The organism is Modestobacter excelsi, from assembly GCF_005930495.1.
GTDB lineage: Bacteria > Actinomycetota > Actinomycetes > Mycobacteriales > Geodermatophilaceae > Modestobacter > Modestobacter excelsi.
On record NZ_SJEX01000077.1, the window covers coordinates 1 to 25,271 of the forward strand.

The following is a 25,271-nucleotide window of genomic DNA, read 5'->3' on the forward strand; positions in this document are numbered from 1 at the left end:
CGAGCTCTGCGCATGTCTCGTGGGCTCGGAGATTTGTATAAGAGACAGGGGCTGGACGCGCCGCGGCAGCTCGACCTGGCTGCGGTCGGGCAGCGGCGCGTCCAGCCCGGTGCCCGCCCGCAGCTCGTCCTCCCGGGCCGCTGCGGCCGCCCGCACGTCGGCCCCGAAGTCGCCGATCGCCTCAGCCAGCTCGCGCAGGCCGTCGGCCAGCTGGCCGGCGATCCCCTGCGGGGTCAGCTTCTCCGCGGCCCGGGAGAGCCGGCGGACGACGAGGGCGCCGATCGTGACGCCCATGGCCAGCCAGAACAGCCGGCGCATCAGTCGGCCCGCCGGGAGGCGCGGCGCGCCCGTCGCTCGTCCTTGGCCGACCGCTGCGCGTCGGCCAGCGCCTGGCCCTCACGCTTCTTGCGGGCAGCGCTGCGCACGCCGTAGCTGAACGCGGCGACCTTGATCAGCGGGCTGCCGAGCGTGGCGGCGAAGACGCTGGTCAGGGCCGCGACGTTGCTGGACACGTTGGCCGCGTTGCCGGTGATGTCGTCGACGCGCTCGAGGTTGGCGTTGACGTGGGTGACCGTCGTCGACGCCTGGCTGAGGATCGGCTGGCTCTGCTCCCGGACCTGGCGGATGGTCAGCGTGGTCTCGTCCAGGGTGCGCCCGAGCTTCAGCAACGGCACCGCCAACAGGAGGACCAGCACCACCACGGCAAGGGCTGCGATCAACCCCGCCCACTCTCCTGCGGACACGCGTGCACTCCCTCGGGTCTCGACTCTCGTCGACGTCTCGGATGGTCCAGTTCCCGGCGCTCGTGCCTGCCGGTGGGGCAACACTAGCCGCGGGGGCCGACGGTCGTCGTCGCCTCCGCCGCCGACGGCCCTCAGCCGCGGCGGCGGACGATCGCCCGGAGCTTGGCCAGCCGGGTCGAGATCGCGGCCTCCACGCCGCGGTTGGTCGGCCGGTAGTAGTCGCGGCCGACCAGGGCGTCGGGCGGGTACTGCTGCGGGACGACGCCGTCGGGGTGGTCGTGCGGGTAGACGTAGGTCTTGCCGTGGTCCAGCGCCTTGGCCCCGGCGTAGTGCGCGTCGCGCAGCCCCGCCGGCACCGGGCCGGCCAGGCCGGCCCGCACGTCGGCCACGGACTCGCCCATCGCCGCGGTGACCGCGTTCGACTTGGGCGCGGTGGCGAGGTGGACGACGGCGTGCGCCAGCGGGAAGTGCCCCTCCGGCATCCCGATGAAGGCGACCGCGTCGGCGGCGGCCACCGCGGTGAGCAGCGCGGTCGGGTCGGCCATGCCGATGTCCTCGCTGGCGGAGATGACCAGCCGGCGGGCGATGAACCGCGGGTCCTCCCCCGCCTCCACCATCCGGGCCAGGTAGTGCAGCGCCGCGTCGACGTCGCTGCCGCGGATGCTCTTGATCAGCGCGCTGGCGATGTCGTAGTGCTGGTCGCCGGACCGGTCGTAGCGCACCGCCGCCTGGGCGACCGCCGTCTCCAGGGTCTGCAGGTCGATCTCCGTCGCGCCCACCGCCAGCGCGGCACCGGCGCCGGACTCCAGCGCGGTCAGGGCCTTGCGCCCGTCACCACCGGCGACCCGCACCAGGTGCTCCTCGGCCTCCGCGCTGAGGGTCACCGCGCCGTCCAGCCCGCGGTCGCTGGTGAGCGCCCGGCGCAGCAGGGTGCGGACGTCGTCGTCGCTGAGCGGCTGCAGCGCCAGCACCAGGCTGCGGGACAGCAGCGGGCTGACCACGGAGAAGAACGGGTTCTCGGTGGTGGCGGCGATCAGGCTGACGATCCGGTCCTCGACCGCGGACAGCAGCGAGTCCTGCTGGGTCTTGGAGAAGCGGTGCACCTCGTCGATGAACAGCACCGTGCGGCGACCGGCGTGGGTGAGCTCCCGCTTGGCGCTGGTGATGACCGCGCGGACCTCCTTGACCCCGGCGTCCAGGGCGGAGAGCTGCACGAAGGAGCGCTTGGTGGCCAGCGAGATGACGTGGGCCAGCGTGGTCTTGCCGGTGCCGGGCGGGCCGTACAGCACCAGCGACATCGGCTCGTCGGCCTCGACCAGCCGGCGCAGCGGGGCCCGGGGGCCGAGCAGGTGCTGCTGGCCGACGACCTCGTCCAGCGACCGCGGGCGCATCCGGACCGCCAGCGGGGCGCCCGGGTCGACCGCCGGGCGCTCCTCGTCGGGCACGTCGAACAGCGAGCTCACGGTTGCGACGCTACCTGCGGGGCACGACAGCCCCATGCAGCAGCGCACCATCGGGTCGACCACCGTCAGCGCGATCGGCCTCGGGGCGATGCCCCTGTCGAGCAAGGAGGACCGGCCCACGCCGGAGGACGCGGTGGCCGTCGTGCACGCCGGCCTGGACGCCGGGGTCACCCTCATCGACACCGCCGACGCCTACGCCCACGACGAGGCGGAGTTCGGCCACAACGAGTCGATCGTCGCCCGGGCGCTGTCCTCCTACGGCGGCGACACCTCGTCCGTGTTGATCGCGACCAAGGGCGGGCACACCCGCGAGGGCCGGGAGTGGGGGCTGGACGGGACGTCGTCCTACCTCCGCCGCGCCTGCGAGGGGTCGCTGCGCCGGCTCGGCGTCGAGGCGATCGGGCTCTACCAGTTCCACCGGCCCGATCCGGCGACGCCGTGGGAGGAGTCGATGGGTGCGCTCCGGTCGCTGCACGAGGACGGGCTGATCCGGATGGCGGGGATCTCCAACGCCGACGTGGACCAGATCGACGCCGCCCGGGCGATCGTCGGGGACGCCCTGGTCAGCGTGCAGAACCAGTTCTCCCCGGGCTACCGGTCCTCGGCCGGCGAGCTCGCGCACTGCGCCGCGCACGGGCTGGCCTTCCTCCCCTGGAGCCCGTTCGGCGGGGTCCCGGCGGCCAAGTCGCTGGGCTCGACGGCCGACGAGTTCGCCGCCGTCGCCGACGAGCTCGACGTGTCGGTGTACCAGGTGACGCTGGCCTGGCACCTCGCCCAGGCCGACGTCGTGGTGCCGATCCCGGGGGCCTCGCGGCCGGCGTCGATCGTCGACTCGGCGGCCGCGGCGGACCTCACGCTGACCCCCGACCAGCTCGCCCGCCTGGACGCCGCCTGACGCCTGCCACGGTCGAGTGAGCAGTTGCGGTCGCCGGCAGGGCCGGACGCGCCGACTACAGCGGCTGTAACTGCTCATTCGACGATGCGGCGCGCGGCTTCCACAGCCCCCGTCGGATCCACAGATCACGCCGACCCCTCGCCGACCCTCGCATGGCCACCGAGCGTCGGGCTGTGACCGCAAGAGAGCTGCCGCCCTTCTACACACGCCGGGACGCCCACCTGGCCGGGATGACCCGGGCGGCCCTGCGGGACGACGGTGTCCGGGTCAGCCGCGGCGTGTACGTGTCCCGGGCCCTGCCGCTGACCGTGCTCGCGATGTGCCGGTCGCTCGTGCCGGCGCTGCCCGCCACCGCTGCCTTCAGCCACCAGACCGCGGCAGGGCTGCTCGGTGCCCCCGTGCAGCAGGTGCACCCGCTGCACGTCGTGGTGCCACCGGGCAGCTACCGCCCCCGTCGGCAGGGTGTCCACGTCCATGTCCGCAGCGTCGCGGACGTCGACCTCCTCGAGCACCGCGGACTGCCGCTCACGGGCGGCCCGCAGACCTGGCTGGACCTCGCTGCAACAACGCCGGCCGACGAACTCGTCGCCATCGGGGACGCGCTCCGTCGGGCCGGGCACCTGTCGGCCGCTGCACTCGACGAGCGCTTGGCGCTGGTCGGGAGCGTGCGCGGGATCGTCCGCGCCCGGGCCTGCGCCCCGCTGCTGACCGGGCAGGCGGCCTCCCGCCCGGAGAGCCTGGTCCGGTACTGGGTGCACGAGAGCGACCTCCCCGACCTCGAGGTGCAGGTCCCCGTGCACGACCAGCTCGGACGCGCGCTGCTCCATGCCGACCTGGGCTACCGCCGGTGGCGGATCGCCGTCGAGTACGAGGGGCGCCAGCACGCCGACCCGCTGCAGTTCGGCATCGACATCGACCGCTACTCGCTGATGGCCGGCAACGGCTGGCTGGTGCTGCGCTTCGGCCGCGCCCACCTGGGTCGGCGGACGTTGGTGCTCGACCGGCTGGCCGGCGCCCTGCTCAGTCGCGGAGCGAACTGGTGAGCTGCCGAGTGAGCAGTTGTAGTCGTCGACACGGCACGACACGCCGTGCAAGGCGACCGCAACTGTTCACTCGCCGTCGGCAACGTCGAGGCGGTGGAACAGGAGGGCTGTCAGGCCTTCGTCGGGTCGGTCGGGCCGGGGGCGCCGGGCTCGCCCGGCAGCGGCTCCTCCTCCGGCACGAAGTCGATCCCGGCCTCCACCCGCTGGGCGTCCGAGATCGGCGTCGGCGCGCCGGTCAGCGGGTCGTAGCCGGCCCCGGTCTTGGGGAAGGCGATGACCTCGCGGATCGAGTCGACGCCGGCCAGCAGCGCGGTGAGCCGGTCCCAGCCGATCGCGGCACCGGCGTGCGGCGGCGGGCCGTAGGAGAAGGCCTCCAGGAAGAACCCGAAGCGCTCCCGGGCCTCGTCGGTCGACATCCCGATGACCTCGAACACCCGCTCCTGCAGGGTCGCATCGGCGATGCGGACCGACCCGCTCATCAGCTCGTTGCCGTTGCACACCAGGTCGTAGGCGTCCGACAGCGCCGCGCCCTTGTCCTCGGCGAACCGTTCCCGCCACTCCGGGGTGGGCGAGGTGAACGGGTGGTGCATGAAGGTCCAGTCGCCGTCCTCGGTCTCCTCGAACATCGGGAAGTCCACGACGAACAGGAACGACCACGAGCCGGGCTCGATGAGCTCCAGCCGCTTGGCCACCTCGTTGCGGGCGGCACCGAGCAGCTCCTGGGAGGAGCGCCGCTGCCCCGCCGCGAAGAACACGCAGTCGCCGGGTGCCGCACCGACGGCCTCGACCAGCCCGGCCCGCTCGGACTCGGAGATGTTCTTGGCCACCGGGCCGCCGAGGGTGCCGTCCTCCCCCACGGTCACGTAGGCCAGGCCCTTGGCGCCGCGCGAGCGGGCCCAGTCCTGCCACGCGTCGAAGGCACGGCGCGGCTGCGAGCCACCACCGGGCATCACGATCGCCCCGACGTAGGGCGACTGGAAGACCCGGAACGGCGTCTCGGCGAAGTACGAGGTCAGCTCGGTCAGCTCGACGCCGAACCGCAGGTCGGGCTTGTCGGAGCCGAACCGGTCCATCGCCTCGCGGTAGGTCATCCGCGGGATCTCCGGGACGGCGTAGGAGGCCAGCTCCTGCCACAGCGCCCGGATGACGTCCTCGGCCACGGCCAGCACGTCGTCCCGGTCGACGAAGCTCATCTCGAAGTCCAGCTGGGTGAACTCCGGCTGGCGGTCGGCCCGGAAGTCCTCGTCCCGGAAGCAGCGGGCGATCTGGTAGTACCGCTCCAGCCCGCCGATCATCAGCAGCTGCTTGAACAGCTGCGGCGACTGCGGCAGCGCGTACCAGGACCCCGGCTGCAACCGGACCGGGACGACGAAGTCCCGCGCCCCCTCGGGAGTGGACCGGGTCAGGTTCGGCGTCTCGACCTCCGTGAACCCGTGGCCGGCCATCACCCCGCGGGCGATCCGGTTGATCTCCGAGCGCAGCCGCAGCGCCGCCGCCGGGCCCTGCCGGCGCAGGTCGAGGTAGCGGTACTTGTAGCGGACGTCGTCCCCGGCGGCCTGGGCGGTCTCGATGGGGAACGGCAGCGGCGCGGACGCCGAGAGGACCTGGAGGGTCGAGGCGACGACCTCGACGTCGCCGGTCGGCAGCTCCGGGTTCTCGTTGCCCGCCGGGCGCTGCTGCACCTCCCCGGTCACCAGCACGCAGTACTCGTTGCGCAGCGCGTGCGCCTCCTCCTCGCGCACGACGACCTGGGCGTAGCCCGAGGAGTCGCGCAGGTCGAGGAAGACGACCCCGCCGTGGTCGCGCCGGCGGGCGATCCAGCCGGCGAGGGTGACCGTTGAACCGGCGTCGGTCGCGCGGAGCGCGCCGGCGTCGTGGGTGCGGAGCAAGGGGGTGCCTCTCTCAGGTGGGCGGCGGGGTGGGCCGGAAGAGCGGTTACCAGCGGTCGTGCACGGCGGCGCGGATGCGCTCGTCGTACACGCGCTCGAGGTCGGCGAGCTGGCTGTCGGTCAGCGACGGGAGGTTGGCGGCGGCGACGTTGCCCAGCGCCTGCGCGACGTTGCGCGCCCCGGGGATGACCGTGGTGACGCCGGGCTGGTCGATCACCCAGCGCAGCGCGAAGGCGGCGGTCGACACGTCCGGGCCGGCGATCTCGGCGACCTCGCGGGCGGCGGCGACACCGACCTCGAACGGCACGCCGGAGAAGGTCTCACCGACGTCGAAGGCCTCGCCGTTGCGGTTGAAGTTCCGGTGGTCGTCGGCGGCGAAGGTGGTGTCGGTGGAGTACTTGCCCGACAGCAGCCCGCTGGCCAGCGGCACCCGGGCCAGGATGCCGACCTCGGCCCGCTGGGCGGCCGGCAGCAGCTGCTCCAGCGGCTTGCGCCGGAAGATGTTGAGGATGACCTGGATCGACTGCACGCCGGGGTGCTGCAGCGCGGTCAGGCCCTCGGCAACGGTCTCCACCGAGACGCCGTAGGCGGCGATCGCCTGCTCCTCGACCAGCGCGTCGAGGGTCTCGTAGACCCGCTCGTCGGAGTAGACGGCCGGCGGCGGGCAGTGCAGCTGCACCAGGTCCAGGGTGTCCACGCCGAGGTTGCGGCGCGACCGGTCGATCCAGGCGCGCAGGTTCTCCGGCGTGTAGGTCTCGGCGGCGAACGGGTCGGCACGCCGGCCGGCCTTGGTGGCCACGAACGGGCGCTCGCCGCGGGCGGCCAGCGCCTTGCGGATGCGCTCCTCGGACCGGCCGTCGCCGTAGACGTCGGCGGTGTCCAGCAGGGTGACGCCGGCGTCCAGCGCCGCGTCCAGGACCGCGGCCGCGTCGTCCTCGGTGACGTCGCCCCAGTCACCGCCCAGCTGCCAGGTGCCCAGGCCGATGACCGAGACGTCGGCGCCGGTCCGACCCAGCGGCCGGGTCTCGAGGGGGGTGTTGGAGGACTCTGCGATGCCGTCGGTCACTGTCACCGCCCAACCGTGCCACGCACCCGGTCGAACAGCTCACCCAGGGGGACGGCGACCTGCTCGTGGGTCCGCAGGTCGCGCAGCTGGGCCACGCCCTCGGCCAGGTCGCGGTCGCCGACGACCACCGCGTGCGAGGCACCCGAGCGGTCGGCGGCCTTCATCGCGCCCTTGAGCCCGCGGTCGCCGTAGACGGTGTCGGCCGGGACGCCGGCCTCGCGGAGCTGCCCGACGAGCTTCACCGCGAACCGCTTGGCCTCCGCGCCCAGCGGGACGACGAACGCCTGCACCCCGGCCGACGCCGCGATGTCCAGCTCCTCGGCCTGCACCGCGAGCAGCGTCCGGTCCACCCCGACGGCGTACCCGATGCCCGACAGGTCGGGGCCCCCCAGCGCCGCGGAGAGCCCGTCGTAGCGGCCGCCGCCACCGATCGCGGACTGCGCGCCCAGCCCGGAGTGCACGAACTCGAACGTCGTCTTCGTGTAGTAGTCCAGGCCGCGGACCAGCCGCGGCGCCTCGGTCCAGGTCACGCCGAGGTCGGTCAGGTGCTCGCGGACGGCGTCGTAGTGGGCCTTGGTCGAGTCCGACAGGTGGTCGACCATCAGCGGGGCGTCCTCCAGCTGGGCCTGCACCTCGGGGCGCTTGTCGTCCAGCACCCGCAGCGGGTTGATCTCCGCCCGGCGCCGGGTGTCGGAGTCCAGGTCGAGCTTGTCGAGGTGGGCCACCAGCAGCTCGCGGTACTGCGGCCGGCAGGTCGCGTCGCCCAGCGAGGTGAGCAGCAGCTCGAACCGGGTCAGCCCCAGGTCGCGGAAGCCCTGCACGGCCAGCGCGACGACCTCGGCGTCCAGCGCCGGGTCGTCGACGCCGAGCGCCTCGCAGTCGACCTGGGTGAAGTGCCGGTACCGGCCGGCCTGCGGGCGCTCGTAGCGGAAGGCCGACCCGACGGCCCACAGCTTCACCGGCAGCGCGCCGGAGTACAGCCGGTGCTCGATGAAGGAGCGCATCAGCCCGGCGGTGAGCTCCGGGCGCAGCGTCAGCGACCGGCCGCCGCGGTCGGTGAACGTGTACATCTCCTTGGAGACGACGTCGGTCGACTCACCCACGCCACGGGCGAACACCGCGGTGTCCTCGAACGTCGGCGTCTCGATGTAGCCGTAGCCGGCCCGTCGCAGCGGCGCGGTGAGGGTGTCCCGGACGGCGAGGAACTCCGCCGACGCCGGGGGCAGGGTGTCGAACGTGCCCTTGGGGGCCCGCATCGGCTCACTCACAGTGTCATCACTCGCTTCGCTCCTGAGTTCGCTCCGCTCCTCACTCGCTGGCGCTCGCTGCGATGCTCACTCACAGCGAGCGTTCCTCCGGTGCCGAGGCCGCCTCGGCGAGATACGGGTTGGTGGCGCGCTCCCGGCCGATCGTGGTGGCGGCGCCGTGGCCGGGGAGGACGACGGTCTCGTCGGCCAGCGGCAGGACGACGTCCCGCAGCGAGCCGAGCATCGCGTCCCACGAGCCGCCGGGCAGGTCGACCCGGCCGACCGAGCCGGCGAAGAGGACGTCGCCGGCGAACAGCCCCGGGGCGTCGTCCAGGTCGAGGGAGAACACGACCGAGCCCTGGGTGTGGCCGGGCGCGTGCCGGACGGTGAGCTCGACCCCGGCCAACGACAGCGTCGCGCCGTCGGCCAGCGGCTGGACGTCGGCCGGGTCGGGCAGCGCGACCTGACCGATCAGCGGCGCGAGCGCGGGCCCGTGCCAGCGCAGCGGGTCCGAGAGCATGCCGGCGTCGGCGGGGTGCAGGTAGGCGGGGATGTCGTAGCCCTCGCACACCGGCAGCACCGAGAAGGTGTGGTCCAGGTGGCCGTGGGTGAGCACGACGGCCACCGGGGCCAGCCCGTTCTCGGCGAGCATCCGGGCCAGCGGCTCGACGGCGTCCATGCCGGGGTCCACGACGACGCACTCCCGGCGCAGCGCCGACGAGCCCGCCCCGGTGGCGACCGCGTAGCAGTTGGTGCCGAACGCGCCGGCGGGGAAGGAGCGGATGAGCACCCGTGCAGGTTACGCGGGGAGATCACCGCCCAGCCGTGCTGCCAGGGAGCGGACAGGTGGCCGCCCTAGACTGCGCACTCGACACCGCGGGGTGGACGGCGTCAGCTCGAGGAGCGGACCGCCCCCGCGCCCGAGCACACGCGCGAGGAGCCCGAGAAGAGTGCCGACGAACAAGCAGCGCCGCGAGCAGGCCCAGCGACGGCTGCAGCGCCAGCTGGAGCGCCGTGAGCAGCTGGCCCGCAAGCGCCGCCGCAACCTGCTCATCGGCGTCACGGTGCTCGCCGTCCTCGCCGTCGTCGGTGCCTTCTTCATCATCACCGGGCTCGCCGATGACGGCAGCGACACCACCGCGGCCCCCAGCAGCAGCGCCCCCAGCTCCGCGACCGCCGCGCCCGCCGGCCAGACGACCGTCGCGGGGCCGTGCACCTACACCACCGACGGCACCCCCAGCGCCGGCGTCGCGGTCACCCCGCCGTCCGGTGACATCGCCACCACCGGGACCCTGGCGTTGACGATGGCGACCAACGTCGGCGACATCGGGCTCACCCTGGACCGGGCGGCGGCCCCCTGCGCAGCGGCGAGCTTCGAGGCGCTGAGCAAGCAGGGTTACTTCGACAACACGCCCTGCCACCGGGAGACATCCTCGGAAAGCCTCAAGGTGCTGCAGTGCGGCGACCCCTCGGGCCAGGGCACCGGTGGCCCCGGGTACACGTTCCCGACCCAGGTGACCGGGTCGGAGACCTACCCGCGGGGCACCGTGGCGATGGCGAACAGTTCACAGGGCACCGACGGCAGCCAGTTCTTCCTGGTCTACGGCGACAGCCAGCTCCAGCCGGACTACACCGTGGTGGGCAGGATCGACGACACCGGCCTCGCGGTGCTGGACGAGATCGCGGCCACCGGCATCGCCAACAGCGCCAGCGACGGCGCACCGGCCCAGCCCGTCACCATCACCGCGATGACCCCCGCCGCCTGAGCGCCGCGCGGCGGGGGGTCCCCGGCCGCACACTGGGCGCGATGGACGCCGATCTGTACGCGGGCTTCCCACCGGGCTTCTTCGACCGCAGCGACGACCGGCCGGACGCCGGGTTCTACGACAACCCCCGGCTGGTGACGCACATCGACGACCGTGCGATCAGCGCCGTCGGGGAGCTGTACGCCGAGCTGGGCATCGACGGGGACGCGCCGCGGCCGGTGCGGGTCCTGGACCTGATGTCCTCGTGGGTGTCGCACTTCCGCACGCCCCCGGCCGAGCTGGTGGTGCTCGGCATGAACGCCGAGGAGCTGGCGGCCAACCCGGCGGCCACCCACCGGCTGGTCCACGACCTGAACGCCGACCCCCGCATCCCGCTGCCCGACGCCGACGTGGACGCCGCGGTGTGCTGCGTGTCGATCGACTACCTCACCCGGCCGATCGAGGTGCTCGCCGACGTGGGCCGGGTGCTGCGCCCCGGCGGGCAGCTGGCGGTCACCTTCTCGAACCGCTGCTTCCCCACCAAGGCCGTCCGCGGCTGGCTGGCGACCGACGACGCGCAGCACGGGGCCGTCGTCGCCGAGCTGGTGCGGCGCAGCGGCCGGTTCAGCGAGCCGACCGTCGCGCTGCGGACCCCACCGGCCGCGGCGACCCGCTCCACGCCGTCGTCGCGACCCGCCGTCCCCGACGCCCCGCTGCTGCTTCCGCGCGACCGGCCCCCTCGCCGGGGCGAGGGGTCCTTCAGGCGGTGTCCATGGCGCGACTCCGCGCCGCGGTCCGCTCCTCGGTCGCTGGCGCTCCCTGCGATGCTCCCGCGGCTGTCGTCACGCGGTGACGCGCTCGACGTCGAAGACGCCGTCGACGCTGCGGATCGTCTGCAGCACCGAGCCCAGGTGGGCGGGGTCGGCCAGCTCGAAGGTGAACCGGCTGACCGCGACCCGGTCCCGGCTGGTCTGCACCGACGCGGACAGGATGTTGACCCGCTCGTCGGCGAGCGCCCGGGTGACGTCGGACAGCAGCCGGTGCCGGTCGAGCGCCTCGACCTGGATCGCGACCAGGAAGACCGATCCCGGCTGCGAGGCCCAGTCGACCTCGACCAGCCGCTCGGGCTTGCGCTGCAGGTCCTCGGCGTTGGTGCAGTCGGTGCGGTGCACGCTCACCCCGCCGCCGCGGGTGACGAAGCCGAGGATGTCGTCCCCGGGGACGGGGGTGCAGCACTTGGCGAGCTTGGCCCACACGTCGGTCATCCCGTGGACGACGACCCCCGGGTCGCCGCCGGCGGTGCGGGCCACCGACCGCTTGGTGGGGATCGTGGTCTCGGCGATGTCCTCGGCCGCGCCCTCGGTGCCGCCGAGCGCGATGAGCAGCTTCTCGACGATCGAGTGCGCCGAGACCTGGTTCTCCCCGACCGCGGCGTACAGGGCGCTGATGTCGGGGTAGTGCAGGTCGGCTGCCAGCGTCGCCAGCGACTCACCACCGAGCAGCCGCTGCAGCGGGAGCCCGGCCTTGCGCATCGCCTTGGTCAGCGCGTCCTTGCCCGCCTCGACGGCGTCCTCGCGGCGCTCCTTGGTGAACCACTGGCGGATCTTCGTCCGCGCCCGGGAACTGCCCACGAAGGACAGCCAGTCCTTCGACGGGGCGGCGGTGGGCGAGCGGGAGGTGAAGACCTCCACGACGTCGCCGTTGGACAGCTTGCTGTCCAGGGAGACCAGGTTGCCGTTCACCCGGGCGCCGATGCAGCGGTGCCCGACCTCGGTGTGCACGGCGTAGGCGAAGTCGACCGGCGTCGACTCGCCCGGCAGGCTGATCACGTCGCCCTTCGGCGTGAAGACGAAGACCTCCTGCGGGCCGAGGTCGTAGCGCAGCGTCTCCAGGAACTCGCCGGGCTCCTGCGCCTCGCGCTGCCAGTCCAGCAGCTGGCGCAGCCACAGCATGTCGTCGCCGGCGGAGCCGGGCGTCGGGCCGGCCTCGGTCCTGCCGCCACCGCGGGCGTTCTCCTTGTACTTCCAGTGCGCGGCGATCCCGTAGTCGGCGATGCGGTGCATGTCGTGCGTGCGGATCTGCAGCTCGACCGGCTTGCCCTGCGGGCCGATGACCGTCGTGTGCAGTGACTGGTACATGTTGAACTTCGGCATCGCGACGAAGTCCTTGAAGCGGCCGGGCACCGGCTGCCAGTGGGCGTGCATGATGCCCAGCGCGGCGTAGCAGTCGCGCACCGAGTCGACCAGGATCCGGATGCCGACCAGGTCCCAGATGTCGGTGAAGTCCCGGCCGCGGACGATCATCTTCTGGTAGATCGAGTAGTAGTGCTTGGGCCGGCCGGTGACGACGGCCTCGATCTTGGCCGCCTTCAGCTGCTCGGTGACCGCGGAGGCGACCTCGGCCAGGTAGGTGTCCCGGGAGGGCGCCCGCTCGGCGACCAGCCGCACGATCTCGTCGTAGCGCTTGGGGTACAGCGTGGCGAACGCGAGGTCCTCGAGCTCCCACTTGATGGTGTTCATGCCCAGCCGGTGGGCCAGCGGAGCGAGGATCTCCAGCGTCTCGCGCGCCTTCTTCTCCTGCTTCTCGGGCGGGAGGAAGCGCAGCGTGCGCATGTTGTGCAGCCGGTCGGCCAGCTTGATGACCAGCACCCGCGGGTCGCGGGACATCGCGACGATCATCTTGCGGATGGTCTCGGCCTGGGCTGCGTCGCCGAACTTGACCTTGTCGATCTTGGTGACGCCGTCGACCAGGTGGGCCACCTCCGGACCGAAGTCCGCGCGGATGGACTCCAGGTCGACCCCGGTGTCCTCCACCGTGTCGTGCAGCAGCGCGGCGACCAGCGTGGTGGTGTCCATGCCCAGGCCCGCGAGCACCGTGGCGACCGCGAGCGGGTGGGTGATGTAGGGGTCGCCGCTCTTGCGCTTCTGCTCGGCGTGCGCCTCCTCGGCCACGTCGTAGGCCCGCTGCAGCAGCGCGAGGTCGGCCTTGGGGTGGCTCTGCCGGTGCAGGGCGGCCAGCGGCTCGAGGACCGGGCGGATCCCGCTGGAGCGCTGGCCGGCGACGATCCGCCGGGCCAGCCGGTCGCGGACCCGCCGGCGGGGGGCCGACTCGCTCTCCCCGCCCGGTTCGGCGGCCACGTCGTCGGGACGGCGGACGACCGGGCGCTCGGGCAGCGGGGCACGCGGCGCCGTCTCCTGCGCGGGAGGCGCGGGGGGCGCGTCGGACGTCTGCGGTGCGACGACGTCAGAGGCCACGGGTGCTCCTGCCCTGTCGAGGAGGTGGACCCTCCCCATGCTAGCCGCGGTGGGCTCCGGACTGCCGCCCGCGCTCACCCGGGATGGTCAGGTCGTCCAGAGTGCGTGCACGGGGTGCGGGGCGATCCGCTGACGGCCGCCGAGCGCGCCGAGCTCGATGACCACCGACACCGCCGTCACCACCCCGCCCAGCCGTTCGACCAGCGCGATCGCCGCCAGCAGGGTGCCGCCGGTCGCCAGCACGTCGTCGACGAGGAGCACCCGCTGCCCGGGCCGGATCGAGTCGGTGTGCACCTCCAGCGTGGCGGTGCCGTACTCCAGCTCGTAGTCGGCCGCGATGCTCTCCCGGGGCAGCTTGCCGGCCTTGCGGATCGGCACGACCCCGGTGCCGGCGTCCAGCGCCACCGCGGCCGCCAGCAGGAACCCGCGGGCCTCCACCCCGGCGACGACGTCGAACCCCACGCCGCCCCCGGACAGCGCCGCGGCCCGCGGGTCCACGTCGGCGGGCTCGGCCAGCGCGTCGACGACCCGGCGGAAGGCGCCCGCGTCGGCGAAGACCGGCGTGAGGTCCCGGAAGAGCACCCCGGGTTCGGGGAAGTCCGGGACGTCGACGGCGATCGAGGCGATCAGCTCGTCGACCGGCCCCTCGGCGGCGGCGGTCACCGACGCCTCTTGCCGGCCGGCCGCTGACCCGGCTTGGCACCGGGTCGCTGCGGACGCTGCCCGGGCCGGGGTGCCGCCGTCGCGCCGGTGCTGGTCGGCCGCACCGAGGCCGGCGACTCCACCGGGACGTCGGCGTCCGGACGGTCCGGGAGCGCCTGCGGCCGCTCGGCGACGGCGACCGAGGACCCGCGGGCGGCGCTGGTGGCGGCCCGGGTGCGGCGCGCGCTGGCCACCGGACCGAGCGCTGCGCCGGTGGCGGCCGCGCGTGCCTCGGCGGCCCGCCGGGCGAGCACCCGCTTGCGCAGCTGCTGCTGCTCCGGCTCGCGCTCCTTGAGCTCGGCCAGCACCGGGGTGGCCAGGAAGATCGAGCTGTACGTGCCGACGGCCAGACCGACGAAGAGGACCAGGGCGAGGTCCTTGAGCGTGCCGGCGCCCAGCAGGCCGGCGCCGACGAAGAGCAGCCCGGCGACCGGCAGCAGCGCGATGACCGAGGTGTTGATCGAGCGCATCAGCGTCTGGTTGACCGCCAGGTTCGCGGCCTCGCCGTACGTCGACCGAGAGCTCTTGGCCAGGTCCTTGGTGTTCTCGTCGACCTTGTCGAACACCACCACGGTGTCGTACAGCGAGAAGCCGAGGATCGTCAGCAGCCCGATGACCGTCGAGGGCGTCACCTCGAAGCCGATCAGCGCGTAGACCCCGGCGGTCACCACGATGTCGTGCAGCAGCGCGACGATCGCGGCGACCGCCATCTTCGGCTGGAAGCGGACGGCCAGGAAGGCCACCACCGCCACCAGGAAGACGGCCAGCGCGAGGAGCGCCTTGTTGGTCACGTCCCCGCCCCAGTCCGCACTGACCGACTGCGGGCTGACCTCCTCGGGGGTCACCCCGGCGGCCTGCGCCACGGCGGCGACGACGGCGTCCTCGCTGGCGTTGTCCAGCGACTCGGTCCGCAGCAGCACGGAGTTGCCGCCGACCACCTGCGCGCTGGAGACCTCGGCACCGGCGTCCTCGGCGGCCTGCCGGATGTCGGAGAGCTGCTCGCTGCTCGCCGGGACCCGCAGGCTGTTGCCGCCGGCGAACTCGATGCCGAAGTTGAACCCGCGGAACACCATCAGCAGCACGCACAGCAGCACGACGACGGCGGTGACGCGGAACCAGGTGCGGCGGCGGTTGACCACGTCGAGCCCGGCCTCGCCGTTGTAGAGCCGGTGCGCCAGCGAGCTGCGGCCCGGCGCGCGGCGCGCGGTCGCCGCCGCGGACCCACCCTCGGTGGGCAGCCCGGCGTCGGCCAGCGCCTGGTCACCGGTGCTGTCGTCGGCGGCCTCGGTCAGGACGGCGCCGTCGTCCACCGTCTCGTCGGCATCGGTGCCCAGCGGGACGTCCGCCGCATCGTGGGGGTCGCGGGGGGTCATCGGTTGCTCCCGTTCGTGCTGCTGCTGCCGACCAGCTCGCGGTCGGGGCGGGCCGGCGGAGCCGGACGGCGGCTGTGGTCGACCTGGCCGAGGCCGGAGAACCGGTTGGTCCCGAAGCTCTTGACCCGGCTCAGCACCGCCATCAGCGGGTGGGTGAAGAGGAAGACGACCACCAGGTCGAGCACCGTGGACAGGCCCAGCGTGAACGCGAAGCCCTTCACGTCACCGATGGCCAGCCAGTAGAGGATCGCCGCGGCGAGGAAGCTCACCGCGTCGGCCGACAGGATCGTGCGCCGCGCGCGGACCCAGGCCCGCGGGGTGGCGCTGCGCAGGCTGCGGCCCTCGCGCACCTCGTCCTTGAGCCGTTCGAAGTAGACGACGAACGAGTCCGCGGTGATGCCGATGGACACGATGAACCCGGCGATGCCGGCGAGGCTGAGCGCGAAGCCGATCTGCCGGCCGAGCAGCACCAGGCTCGCGTACACCACGGCCGCGGACAGGATCAGGCTGGCGATCATGACCAGGCCGAGCAGCCGGTAGTAGAGGAGCGCGTAGACGAACACCAGGGCGACCCCGATGGCGCCGGCGATGAGCCCGGCCTTCAGCTGCTCGCTGCCCAGCTCGGTGGAGATCGACTGGGCCGTCGCCTGGGAGAAGGTCAGCGGCAACGCGCCGTACTTCAGCTGGTTGGCGAGGTCGGTGGCCTCGGTCTGGCTGAAGTTCCCGGTGATCTGGGTGGTGCCGCCGTTGATCGCCCCGTTGATGGTCGGGGCCGAGACGACCCGGCCGTCGAGGGTGATGCCCACGGCGTTGCCGACGTTGGCCGCGGTGTAGGCCGCCCAGGTGGTCGAGCCTGCGGAGTTGAAGTCGACGTTGACCACCCACGCGCCGGTCGCCGTCTCGGTGCCGGCGGTCGCGTTGGTGATGTCGGTGCCCTCGACGACGGCCGGGCCCAGCAGGTACTTGGCGGTGCCGTCGTCGGAGCAGGCGGCGATGTAGTCCTGGGCCCGGTCGACCGAGGTGGTGGTCGTGTCGCAGACCAGCGTCGCGTACTCGGCGGTGGCCTGCTCCTGGGTCACCGTGGGCGCGTCCGCGTCCGGGGCGGCCGTGTCGGTCGCCGCACCGGTGGTCGTGCCCGCGGCATCGGTGGGCGCCGCGGCGCTGCCGGTGGGTGCCGCGGAGTCCGTCGGCGCAGCGGAGTCGGTGGGCGCAGCACTGTCGGTGGCTGCCGGGGTGGCTGCCTCCGGCCCGGTCACGACCGGGCGGAACCGCAGCTGGGCGGTCGCACCGAGCTCGCGTGCCTTCTCGCCGTTGTCACCGGGCACCGAGATGACGATGTTGCTGCTGCCCTCTGTGACGACCTCGGCCTCGGCGACGCCCAGGCCGTTGACGCGCTGCTCGATGATCTGCCGGGCCAGCTCGAGGTCGGCCGGGTCGGGCGCCTTGCCGTCGGGCGTGCGGGCGGTGAGGGTGACCGTCGTCCCGCCCTGCAGGTCCAGGCCGAGCTGCGGGGTGCGGGAGTCGCCGGTGAAGAAGATCAGCGCGTACATCCCGACGATGATCAGGGCGAGGGCGGCGAAGTAGCGCCGGGCGGGGAGCTGGCGGGCGGCCATGTGCGGGACCCTGCTCAGCGCGTGGGGTCGGTGGGGTCGCCGTCGCCGTCGACGAAGCCCGTCGCGCCCGTGGAGTTCCCCGGGTCGACGGTGCCGGCGGCGGGCTTGCGGACCTCGAGGATCGCCGGGCGGGCGACGGTGATGACGACGCCGGGCGAGATCTCCACGTCGATGGTGCCCTCACCGAGACCGGCGACCGTGCCGTGGATCCCGCTGGTGAGCATCACCGGCGTCCCCACGGTGAGCGAGTCCTGCATCGCCTGGGCGTTGGCCGCGATCTTCTTCCGCTGCCGCGAGGGCAGCACGAAGAGGACGACGAACGCCAACGCGATCAGGATGAGCAACGGCAAGGATTCCACGACTGGTGAGCCTCTCTACCGCAGCGTCAGCGCGCGGTGGGTGCGGCCCGGGGCGGGCCGCTCGGGTACATCGGCGCCGGCTCGCTCCCCTGAGCACACGGGGCGTCCGGGGGCGCCGCACCCCGGACGACCCGGGTTGCGCGCCAGCGCGGTGGAGTCTAGGCGTCGAACAGCGTCTGTGACGAAGGCCCGTCCGGCGGCGGGTCGCCTGTGCCGCCGCTGAGGAGGAGACCGCCGCGGGGAACCGGGTGACCGAGGTGCCGGAAGGCCGCCTCGGTCGCCACCCGGCCGCGGGGCGTGCGGGCCAGCAGGCCGGCCCGCACCAGGAACGGCTCGCACACCTCCTCGACGGTGTGCGGCTCCTCCCCCACGGCCACGGCGAGGGTGGCCACGCCGACCGGCCCGCCGCCGAACCGGCTGACCAGGGCCTCGAGCACCGACCGGTCGAGCCGGTCCAGCCCCAGGTCGTCGACGTCGTAGAGGGCCAGCGCCGCCTGGGCCACCTCGAAGGTGATCCGCCCGTCCGCCCGCACCTCGGCGTAGTCCCGCACCCGGCGGAGCAGCCGGTTGGCGATCCGCGGCGTCCCCCGGGACCGGCCGGCGATCTCCGCCGACCCGGCCGGGGTGAGCTCGACCCCGAGCAGGTCGGCGCTGCGGGTCAGCACCCGCTCCAGGTCGGCGGTCTCGTAGAACTCCATCTGGCCGACGAAGCCGAACCGGTCGCGGAGCGGGCCGGTGAGCAGCCCGGCCCGGGTGGTGGCCCCCACCAGGGTGAACGGGTTGATCTCCAGCGGGATCGCGGTGGCGCCGGGGCCCTTGCCGACGACGACGTCGACCCGGAAGTCCTCCATCGCCATGTACAGCAGTTCCTCGGCCGGCCGGGCGATGCGGTGGATCTCGTCGATGAACAGCACGTCGCCGTGCCCGAGGTTGGACAGCATGGCCGCGAGGTCCCCGGACCGCTCGATCGCCGGACCGCTGGTGATCTTCACGGCGGTGCCCAGCTCGGACCCGATGATCAGCGCCAGGCTGGTCTTGCCCAGCCCGGGCGGGCCGGACAGCAGCACGTGGTCCGGTGGCCGGCCCCGCCGCTTGGCGCCCTCCAGCACGAGGTCGAGCTGGCGGGCGACCTTGGGCTGGCCGATGAAGTCGGCGAGCGAGTGCGGGCGCAGCGCCGACTCGACGACGCGCTCCTCGTCCCCGGCACGCGGGTCGACGGCGTCGTCGGGGACCCGGCCGAGGCCGGCGTCGGCCGCGGACAGCCCGCGGTCGAACGGCCCGCTCATGCCCGGCCCAGCAGCCGCAGCGCCTGGCGCAGCAGGACGGCGATCTCGACGGCACCGGTGGCGGCCACCTGCTCGTCGGCGACCGGCGCCAGCTGGCCGACCGCGCCCTCGGCCTCCTTGCCGCTCCAGCCGAGGCTGACCAGGGCGGCGGTCAGCTGGTCACGCCAGGGCGCGACCGGGGTGACGGAGGGGAGGCCGACCGCGGCGGGGCCGTCCAGCGAGGTGTCGCTGGTGGTGCTGCCGAGCCGGTCCCGCAGCTCCAGGACCAGCCGCTCGGCGCCCTTCTTGCCGATCCCCGGCACCTGCATGAGCGCCTTCAGGTCGCCCATCGAGACGGCGCGGCGCACCTCGCGGGGCGGGTGGATGGCCAGCACCGCCTGCGCCAGCCGCGGCCCGACGCCGTTGGCGGTCTGCAGCAGCTCGAACAACTGGCGCTCGTCGTCGTCCGCGAAGCCGTACAGGGTGAGCGAGTCCTCGCGGACGACGAGGCTCGTGGCCAGCCGGACCTGCTCCCCCACGGCGAGCCGGGCGATGGTGCCAGGCGTGCACTGCACCGACAGCCCCACCCCGCCGACCTCGACGACGGCGCCGTCGGGCGACACGGCCGCGACCCGGCCCGAGACCGAGGCGATCACCGGGAGATCCCGGTCCACCGCGGCAGCGTCCGCGCGGCCGGCACCGGCGCACCGATGCCGCCGGCGAGCGCGGCGACCCGCAGCCGCTGCTGGGCCGGCGCCCGCCAGACGTGGCAGATCGCCAGGGCCAGCGCGTCGGCGGCGTCGGCCGGCTTGGGCGGCGTCGCCAGCCCCAGCACGCGGGTCACCATCAACGTCACCTGCTCCTTGTCGGCCCGGCCGCTGCCGGAGATCGCGGCCTTGACCTCGCTGGGGGTGTGCCAGGCGACGGGCAGGTCGGCCTGCGCGGCAGCGAGGGCGGCGACCCCGGCGGCCTGGGCCGTGCCGGTCGCCGTCCCCTTGTTGTTCTGGTGGAACACCCGCTCGATGGCGACCGCGGCGGGACGGTGCTCACGCAGCAGGGCGGTCACCGCGGTGTGCACCTCCAGCAGCCGGAGCTCCAGGTCGAGGTCGGGAGAGGTACGGACGACGCCGACCCCCAGGGCCGTGGGCCGGGCACCCGGCCGCCCCTCCACCACGCCCCACCCGCACCGGGTCAGGCCCGGGTCGATGCCGAGCACACGCAGGCCGACCATCGCGACGCCCACCTCCCCAGTCTCGCACGAACACCTGTTCGAGGGGACGCTACGGGGCAACCGGCCACGCACCGGTACGACACGCCATGGCCCCCGTCCAGAGGCTCGTCCCGAGCTCGCGAGGGACGAGGGGACGGGGGTCCTTCCGCTAAGCGTCGATCTTCTCCATGACCTCGTCGGAGACGTCGTAGTTCGCGAAGACGTTCTGCACGTCGTCGAGGTCCTCGAGGGCGTCGATGAGCCGGAACACCTTGCCCGCGCCGTCCGCGTCCAGCTCGACCTGCACGCTGGGCACGAAGCCCATGTCGGCGGAGTCGTAGTCGATGCCGGCGTCCTGCAGCGCGGTGCGCACCGCGATCATGTCCCCGGGCTCGCAGACCACCTCGAAGGTGTCGCCGAGGTCGCGGACCTCCTCGGCCCCGGCGTCGAGCACGGCCATCAGGACGTCGTCCTCGGTGGTGCCGGCCGACGGCACCACGACCACGCCCTTGCGGGAGAACAGGTAGGACACCGAGCCGGGGTCGGCCATGTTGCCGCCGTTGCGGCTCATGGCGGTGCGGACCTCCATCGCCGACCGGTTCCTGTTGTCGGTGAGGCACTCGATGAGCACGGCCACACCACCGGGGCCGTAGCCCTCGTAGGTGATGCTCTGGTAGTCGACACCGCCGGCCTCGAGGCCACCTCCGCGCTTGACCGCGCGGTCGATGTTGTCGTTGGGCACCGAGCTCTTCTTCGCCTTCTGGACGGCGTCGTAGAGCGTCGGGTTGCCGGACAGGTCGGCACCGCCGGTGCGCGCGGCCACCTCGATGTTCTTGATCAGCTTGGCGAAGAGCTTGCCCCGCTTGGCGTCGATCCCGGCCTTCTTGTGCTTCGTCGTCGCCCACTTGGAATGGCCGCTCACGACACTCTCCCCTCACTGCCGGCGCCGACGCCGGCACCGTCCGAACTCAGGTCTCGGGCACGGGTCGCCCGCACCACTTCCACGAACATCGCGTGCACCCGGCTGTCGCCGGTGAGCTCGGGGTGGAAGCTGGTGGCCACCAGGCGACCCTGGCGGACCGCGACGATCTTACCGTCGGCCGGTCCGCCCACGACCCGGCCGAGGACCTCGACGCCGGGGCCGACCTCCTCGACCCACGGGGCGCGGATGAACACCGCGTGCACCGGACCGCCCGGGACCCCCTCGACCTCGACCTCGGTCTCGAAGGAGTCGACCTGCCGGCCGAAGGCGTTGCGCCGGACGACGACGTCCAGGCCGCCGACGGTCCGCTGGTCGGCCGGGGCGTCCAGCACCCGGTCGGCCAGCATGATCATCCCCGCGCAGGACCCGTAGACGGGCAGCCCCGCGCGGACGGCCTCCCGCAGCGGACCGAGCAGGCCGAACCGGTCGGCGAGCGTGGCCATCGTCGTGGACTCGCCACCGGGGACGACCAGCCCGTCGACGTCCGCGAGCTCCGCGGGCCGGCGGACGGTCACCGGCTCCGCACCCGCCGCCCGCAGCGCCGCCAGGTGCTCGCGGACGTCGCCCTGCAGCGCCAGCACCCCGATGACGACCTCACAGGACCGCCCAGCGCTCACCAGCCGCGGGTGGCGTAGCGCTCGGACTCCGGGAGTGTGCTGACGTTGATGCCGACCATCGGCTCACCCAGCCCGCGGGAGACCTTGGCGACCACGGCCGGGTCGTCGAAGAAGGTGGTGGCCTGCACGATCGCGGCGGCGCGCTGCGCCGGGTCACCGGACTTGAAGATGCCCGAGCCTACGAACACGCCCTCGGCACCCAGCTGCATCATCATCGCCGCGTCCGCCGGGGTGGCGATGCCGCCGGCGGTGAACAGGACGACGGGGAGCTTGCCGGTGAGGGCGACCTCGACGACCAGGTCGTGCGGGGCGCGCAGCTCCTTGGCAGCGACGAACAGCTCGGTCTCGTCCAGGTTGCCCAGGGTCATGATGCCTCGGCGCAGTGCACGCATGTGCCGGGTGGCCTCCACGACGTTGCCGGTGCCGGCCTCGCCCTTGGAGCGGATCATGGCCGCGCCCTCGGAGATGCGGCGCAGCGCCTCCCCCAGGTCGGTGGCCCCGCACACGAACGGCACGGTGAAGTCGGTCTTGACGATGTGGTGCGCCTCGTCGGCCGGGGTGAGCACCTCGGACTCGTCGATGTAGTCGACGCCGAGCGCCTGCAGCACCTGGGCCTCGACGAAGTGGCCGATCCGGGCCTTGGCCATCACCGGGATGGAGACCGCGGCGATGATCGACTCGATCATGTCCGGGTCGCTCATCCGGGCGATGCCGCCCTGGGCGCGGATGTCCGCGGGCACCCGCTCCAGCGCCATGACCGCGACCGCACCGGCGTCCTCGGCGATCTTGGCCTGCTCGGCGGTGACGACGTCCATGATGACGCCGCCCTTGAGCTGCTCGGCCATGCCGCGCTTGACCCGGTCGGTCCCGGTGCCGCTGGGGAGGTCGGGTGTGCTGGGGAGGTCGGGTGTGCTGGGGGCGTTCTGGGCCACGGGGTGCTGCCTTCGGGTCGGGCGGGACGGACGACCCACCCTACGGCGGCTCAGCCGCGCGGCCGCGAGCCGCCGGTGTGCGGGGAACCGGCGAGGACGGCGTCCAGCCCGTCGTCGATGTCGAAGTAGCGGGGCAGCGGACGGGCGGCGTGCAGCCGGAGCACCCGGGGCAGCCGGCTGCGGCGCAGCGCACGGGTGTCCCGGACGGCGTCGTTGTAGAACCGCCGCGCCAGGGCCACCCGCATCCCGGCGTCGCCCAGCTCGGGGCTCAGCACCGGCTCGGGCACCCGGCGCAGCAGCCGGCCGAGCCGGTTCTCGGCGGCCTCCCGGTCGCCGGCGCTCGGGGCCCGGGCACCGGCTGCGGCGTCGGCGAGCTCCCCGGCGAGGTCGGCCCCGAGGTCGTCGGTCCGCTCCCGGGCCAGCGCCGCGGTGAGCTCGGCCCGGCGCAGCAGCGCCCCCTCGAGCACCTCCCGCGCCCGCCGCACCCGGCCGGCGAGCCGGCGCAGCCGGGTGAGCGTGAAGGTGGTCCAGGCCAGCAGCGCGACGAGCAGGACGGCGGCGGCGCTCAGCAGCCAGGTCCCGGGGTCCACAGCGGACCAGGCTAGCGCCGCACCCGCCGGCGGAACGGCCCTCCGGTCGTGGGATCGCCGTCCGGGTCGTGCGGCGCCGCGCCGAGCAGGGCGGCGTCGCCCTCGTGCGAGGCGGTCACCCCGAGGCCGCCCGTGGGGGCCACCGTCTCGTAGACGGCGAGGATCCGGTCGGCGACCACCGACCAGTCGTAGCCGGCCACGGCCTGCCGGCCGGCCTCGGTCAGCTGCGCCCGGCGCTCGGGGTCCGCCAGCAGGCCGGACAGCGCACCGGCCAGCGCGGCGGCGTCGCCCCGGGGCACCAGCACCCCTGCCGCACCGTCCTCGAGGACCCGCGCGAAGGCGTCCAGGTCACTCGCGACCACCGGCGCGCCGGCGGCCATGGCCTCCAGCAGGACCACCCCGAAGGACTCCCCCAGCAGGTTGGGCGCGCAGTAGACGTCGACCGAGCGCAGGAAGGCGGCCTTCTCCGGCTCGGTCAGCTCACCGAGGAGCGTCACGTGCGGCGCCAGCTCCGCCCCGACCAGGTCGGCGAAGTCACCCGGGTCGCCCCGGCCGGCGACCAGCAGCCGGGCGCCGGGGTGGTCGCGGACCACGCTGCGCATCGCCTCGAGCAGCACCGGCAGGCCCTTGCGCGGCTCGTCGTAGCGCCCCAGGAACCCGATCGTCGGGCCGCCCCGCCCACGGGCGTGCCCCGGCAGCGAGGGGCCCTCCGCGAAGCCGGCGACGTGCACGCCGTTGGGGATCACCACCGCGTCACCGCCGAGGTGCTCGACCTGCACCCGGCGGGCGAAGTCCGAGACGGCGATCCGGCCGCCGATCTTCTCCAGCCACGGCCGGACCCACGGGCCCCAGACGGCGAGGAACTTCGACCGGGTGGTCGCCGCGTGGAAGGTCGCCACGATCGGGCCCTTGGCGATGATGCAGACCAGCAGCGACACCGAGGGCGGGGCCGGCTCGTGCACGTGGACGACGTCGAAGGCGCCCTCCCGCAGCCAGCGGCGCACCCGCGCGGCCGACACCAGACCGAACTGGACGCTGGCCATCGAGCCGTTGTACGGGACCGGCACCGCGCGGCCGGCCCAGGTGACGTGCTCGGCGGGGAGGTTCTCCTCGTGCTCAGCCGGGGTCAGCACCGCGACGTGGTGGCCCCGTCCGCGGAGGGTCTCGGCGAGGTCGCGCACGTGGTACTGGACGCCGCCGGGGACGTCCCACTGGTACGGGCAGACCAGACCGATGCGCATCAGGCCGGCTCCCTCGACTCCCGCGGCACCGCTGCCGGCGCGGGAGCGCCGGGCGGGGCGGGCCGGCCGTCCGGCCCGACGTCGGGCCAGATCCGGCCGAGCACGTGCCAGTCCTCGGGCCGCTCGCCGATCGTGGCGGCGAACGCGTCGGCGACCTGCTGCATCGCCGCGCCGACCCGCTCCCGCAGCCGGTCCGGCCCGGCGACCGGCACCTCGGGGTGGACGACGAACCGCCAGCCGTCGCCGTCGAACTGGCAGACGGCGGGCAGCAGCGCCGCGCCGGTCTGCGCGGCGAGCAGCGCCGGGCCGCCGGGCATCGCGGACCGCCGGCCGAAGAAGGTCACCGGGACACCCGAGCCGGAGAGGTCCCGGTCGACCAGCAGGCAGGTCGTCCCGCCGTCGGCCAGCCACTCGCGGAGCACGGTCGAGCTGGGCCGCTCGCCGCCGGTGAGCGGCACCACGCGCATGCCCAGGCCCTCCCGGAACTCGACGAACCGGCGGTACAGCGACTCCGGCCGCAGCCGTTCAGCCACGGTGAGGAAGGGGCCGCCGAGCCAGTCGACCAGCCAGACCCCGGCGGCGTCCCAGTTGCCGCTGTGCGGCAGGGCGAACACGATGCCGCGGCCCTCCGCCCGGGCCCGCTCCAGGTGCTCCTGGCCGAGCATCGTCGAGGCCGCGACGATCCGGTCCCGGTCGAGCACCGGCAGCCGGAACGCCTCCTGCCAGTACCGGGCGTAGGACTGCACGGCCCGCCGGGTGAGGGCGTCGAGCGCGGCGTCGTCCAGGGTGCCGCCGGTGACGACGTCGAGGTTGGCGCGCAGCTGGCGCACGCCGCGACCGCCCCGACGGGCCGCGAGCGCTCCCCCACCGGCGAACAGCCCGCGGGCGAGCGGGCCGGGCAGCAGCCGGACCGCCCGCCACCCGGCCGCGAAGCCGGCGTCGGTGAGCCGGTCGCGCAGCGCGGCGGCTCGGGTCACGGCGGCTCGGGTCACGGCGGGTCGCGTCACGGCGGGGCGGGTCACGGCAGGCCCGTCACGTCGGG

Annotated in this window: 25 protein-coding genes and 1 pseudogene; 4 read left to right on the top strand and 22 right to left on the bottom strand. The window is 73.9% G+C overall.

The genetic code is table 11. The features are described 5' to 3' along the window. The 3 genes from FHL80_RS20120 to FHL80_RS20130 all read right to left on the bottom strand — a co-directional run. Positions 1 to 318: hypothetical protein (locus FHL80_RS20120; protein ID WP_246078822.1), on the bottom strand; the 318-nt coding region annotated here is incomplete at its 3' end. Then, positions 318 to 743: a DUF948 domain-containing protein gene (locus FHL80_RS20125; protein ID WP_138735133.1), complete on the bottom strand. Its 426-nt coding sequence runs from the start codon at positions 741 to 743 to the stop codon at positions 318 to 320. The genes FHL80_RS20125 and FHL80_RS20120, both read right to left, overlap by 1 nt. 131 nt (positions 744 to 874) lie before the next feature. After that, positions 875 to 2,206, bottom strand: a complete 1,332-nt coding sequence (locus FHL80_RS20130; RefSeq protein WP_138735134.1) for a replication-associated recombination protein A — start codon at positions 2,204 to 2,206, stop codon at positions 875 to 877. A 34-nt stretch (positions 2,207 to 2,240) separates the two neighbouring features. Here FHL80_RS20130 and FHL80_RS20135 point away from each other — a divergent pair, with 34 nt between their 5' ends. Together FHL80_RS20135 and FHL80_RS20140 are read left to right on the top strand one after the other, a co-directional pair. After that, the gene (locus FHL80_RS20135; RefSeq protein WP_138735135.1) at positions 2,241 to 3,101 is read left to right on the top strand and encodes an aldo/keto reductase; all 861 of its coding nucleotides are present in this window, start codon (positions 2,241 to 2,243) and stop codon (positions 3,099 to 3,101) included. 173 nt (positions 3,102 to 3,274) lie between these two features. Then, positions 3,275 to 4,144, top strand: coding sequence for a hypothetical protein (locus FHL80_RS20140; protein WP_246078823.1), 870 nt, complete (start codon positions 3,275 to 3,277; stop codon positions 4,142 to 4,144). 110 nt (positions 4,145 to 4,254) lie between these two features. Here the strand turns inward: FHL80_RS20140 and aspS are convergent, their stop codons facing one another. The 4 genes from aspS to FHL80_RS20160 form a co-directional block, all read right to left on the bottom strand. Next, complete coding sequence (gene aspS, locus FHL80_RS20145; RefSeq protein WP_138735136.1) at positions 4,255 to 6,033, bottom strand: aspartate--tRNA ligase; 1,779 nt, start codon at positions 6,031 to 6,033, stop codon at positions 4,255 to 4,257. A 46-nt stretch (positions 6,034 to 6,079) separates the two neighbouring features. Beyond that, the gene (locus FHL80_RS20150) at positions 6,080 to 7,105 is read right to left on the bottom strand and encodes an aldo/keto reductase (protein ID WP_246078824.1); all 1,026 of its coding nucleotides are present in this window, start codon (positions 7,103 to 7,105) and stop codon (positions 6,080 to 6,082) included. After that, positions 7,102 to 8,367 (bottom strand): histidine--tRNA ligase, encoded by a 1,266-nt coding sequence (gene hisS / locus FHL80_RS20155; protein ID WP_246078825.1) that lies wholly within the window; start codon positions 8,365 to 8,367, stop codon positions 7,102 to 7,104. Before hisS ends, FHL80_RS20150 begins: the two co-directional genes overlap by 4 nt. 70 nt (positions 8,368 to 8,437) lie before the next feature. Further along, entirely contained in the window at positions 8,438 to 9,136 is a 699-nt protein-coding gene (locus tag FHL80_RS20160; protein WP_138735137.1) for an MBL fold metallo-hydrolase, read from the bottom strand. 160 nt (positions 9,137 to 9,296) lie between these two features. Here FHL80_RS20160 and FHL80_RS20165 point away from each other — a divergent pair, with 160 nt between their 5' ends. Both FHL80_RS20165 and FHL80_RS26460 read left to right on the top strand, forming a co-directional pair. Then, positions 9,297 to 10,112 carry a peptidylprolyl isomerase gene (locus FHL80_RS20165; RefSeq protein WP_138735138.1) on the top strand — a complete coding sequence of 272 codons (816 nt, stop codon included), beginning with the start codon at positions 9,297 to 9,299 and terminating at the stop codon, positions 10,110 to 10,112. A 293-nt stretch (positions 10,113 to 10,405) separates the two neighbouring features. Beyond that, positions 10,406 to 10,543: pseudogene (locus FHL80_RS26460) on the top strand (SAM-dependent methyltransferase); the annotation flags it as partial. Here FHL80_RS26460 and FHL80_RS26465 read toward each other — a convergent pair. The 15 genes from FHL80_RS26465 to FHL80_RS20240 all read right to left on the bottom strand — a co-directional run. Further along, entirely contained in the window at positions 10,534 to 10,770 is a 237-nt protein-coding gene (locus tag FHL80_RS26465) for a hypothetical protein (RefSeq protein WP_246078826.1), read from the bottom strand. The pseudogene FHL80_RS26460 and the gene FHL80_RS26465 overlap by 10 nt on opposite strands. A gap of 163 nt (positions 10,771 to 10,933) precedes the next feature. Beyond that, the gene (locus FHL80_RS20175; RefSeq protein WP_138735139.1) at positions 10,934 to 13,345 is read right to left on the bottom strand and encodes a RelA/SpoT family protein; all 2,412 of its coding nucleotides are present in this window, start codon (positions 13,343 to 13,345) and stop codon (positions 10,934 to 10,936) included. Between the two features lie 87 nt (positions 13,346 to 13,432). Then, positions 13,433 to 14,008, bottom strand: a complete 576-nt coding sequence (locus tag FHL80_RS20180; protein ID WP_138735140.1) for an adenine phosphoribosyltransferase — start codon at positions 14,006 to 14,008, stop codon at positions 13,433 to 13,435. Then, positions 14,005 to 15,420 carry a protein translocase subunit SecF gene (gene secF, locus FHL80_RS20185; protein ID WP_138735141.1) on the bottom strand — a complete coding sequence of 472 codons (1,416 nt, stop codon included), beginning with the start codon at positions 15,418 to 15,420 and terminating at the stop codon, positions 14,005 to 14,007. Before secF ends, FHL80_RS20180 begins: the two co-directional genes overlap by 4 nt. Continuing rightward, complete coding sequence (gene secD / locus FHL80_RS20190) at positions 15,417 to 17,033, bottom strand: protein translocase subunit SecD (protein ID WP_138735142.1); 1,617 nt, start codon at positions 17,031 to 17,033, stop codon at positions 15,417 to 15,419. Before secD ends, secF begins: the two co-directional genes overlap by 4 nt. Before the next feature lie 14 nt (positions 17,034 to 17,047). After that, complete coding sequence (gene yajC, locus FHL80_RS20195; RefSeq protein ID WP_138735143.1) at positions 17,048 to 17,392, bottom strand: preprotein translocase subunit YajC; 345 nt, start codon at positions 17,390 to 17,392, stop codon at positions 17,048 to 17,050. Positions 17,393 to 17,550: 158 nt separating this feature from the next. After that, the gene (ruvB, locus tag FHL80_RS20200; RefSeq protein ID WP_138735144.1) at positions 17,551 to 18,678 is read right to left on the bottom strand and encodes a Holliday junction branch migration DNA helicase RuvB; all 1,128 of its coding nucleotides are present in this window, start codon (positions 18,676 to 18,678) and stop codon (positions 17,551 to 17,553) included. Further along, entirely contained in the window at positions 18,675 to 19,331 is a 657-nt protein-coding gene (gene ruvA / locus FHL80_RS20205; protein WP_246078827.1) for a Holliday junction branch migration protein RuvA, read from the bottom strand. Before ruvA ends, ruvB begins: the two co-directional genes overlap by 4 nt. After that, the gene (gene ruvC, locus FHL80_RS20210; RefSeq protein WP_246078828.1) at positions 19,310 to 19,888 is read right to left on the bottom strand and encodes a crossover junction endodeoxyribonuclease RuvC; all 579 of its coding nucleotides are present in this window, start codon (positions 19,886 to 19,888) and stop codon (positions 19,310 to 19,312) included. Before ruvC ends, ruvA begins: the two co-directional genes overlap by 22 nt. Before the next feature lie 148 nt (positions 19,889 to 20,036). Beyond that, positions 20,037 to 20,789 carry a YebC/PmpR family DNA-binding transcriptional regulator gene (locus tag FHL80_RS20215; RefSeq protein ID WP_138735145.1) on the bottom strand — a complete coding sequence of 251 codons (753 nt, stop codon included), beginning with the start codon at positions 20,787 to 20,789 and terminating at the stop codon, positions 20,037 to 20,039. Next, positions 20,786 to 21,466 (bottom strand): pyridoxal 5'-phosphate synthase glutaminase subunit PdxT, encoded by a 681-nt coding sequence (pdxT, locus tag FHL80_RS20220; protein ID WP_138735146.1) that lies wholly within the window; start codon positions 21,464 to 21,466, stop codon positions 20,786 to 20,788. Before pdxT ends, FHL80_RS20215 begins: the two co-directional genes overlap by 4 nt. Next, positions 21,463 to 22,398, bottom strand: a complete 936-nt coding sequence (pdxS, locus tag FHL80_RS20225; RefSeq protein ID WP_138735147.1) for a pyridoxal 5'-phosphate synthase lyase subunit PdxS — start codon at positions 22,396 to 22,398, stop codon at positions 21,463 to 21,465. The genes pdxT and pdxS overlap by 4 nt, the downstream gene beginning before the upstream one ends. 50 nt (positions 22,399 to 22,448) lie before the next feature. Beyond that, a complete protein-coding gene (locus FHL80_RS20230) occupies positions 22,449 to 22,988 on the bottom strand; it encodes a LemA family protein (protein ID WP_138735148.1) in 540 nt (179 codons plus the stop codon). Positions 22,989 to 22,999: 11 nt separating this feature from the next. After that, on the bottom strand, positions 23,000 to 24,229 hold the full coding sequence (locus FHL80_RS20235; RefSeq protein ID WP_138735149.1) for a glycosyltransferase family 4 protein: 1,230 nt from the start codon (positions 24,227 to 24,229) through the stop codon (positions 23,000 to 23,002). After that, a partial coding sequence (locus FHL80_RS20240; protein WP_439331108.1) for a phosphatidylinositol mannoside acyltransferase occupies positions 24,229 to 25,271 on the bottom strand: 1,043 nt, incomplete at its 5' end. The genes FHL80_RS20240 and FHL80_RS20235, both read right to left, overlap by 1 nt.

Excerpts from the sequence above, each read along its gene's own strand:
- FHL80_RS20135 (WP_138735135.1), top strand. The coding sequence starts at position 2,241 with ATGCAGCAGCGCACCATCGGGTCGACCACCGTCAGCGCGATCGGCCTC.
- secF (WP_138735141.1), bottom strand. The coding sequence starts at position 15,420 with ATGACCCCCCGCGACCCCCACGATGCGGCGGACGTCCCGCTGGGCACC.
- secD (WP_138735142.1), bottom strand. The coding sequence starts at position 17,033 with ATGGCCGCCCGCCAGCTCCCCGCCCGGCGCTACTTCGCCGCCCTCGCC.
- ruvB (WP_138735144.1), bottom strand. The coding sequence starts at position 18,678 with ATGAGCGGGCCGTTCGACCGCGGGCTGTCCGCGGCCGACGCCGGCCTC.
- ruvC (WP_246078828.1), bottom strand. The coding sequence starts at position 19,888 with ATGGTCGGCCTGCGTGTGCTCGGCATCGACCCGGGCCTGACCCGGTGC.
- FHL80_RS20235 (WP_138735149.1), bottom strand. The coding sequence starts at position 24,229 with ATGCGCATCGGTCTGGTCTGCCCGTACCAGTGGGACGTCCCCGGCGGC.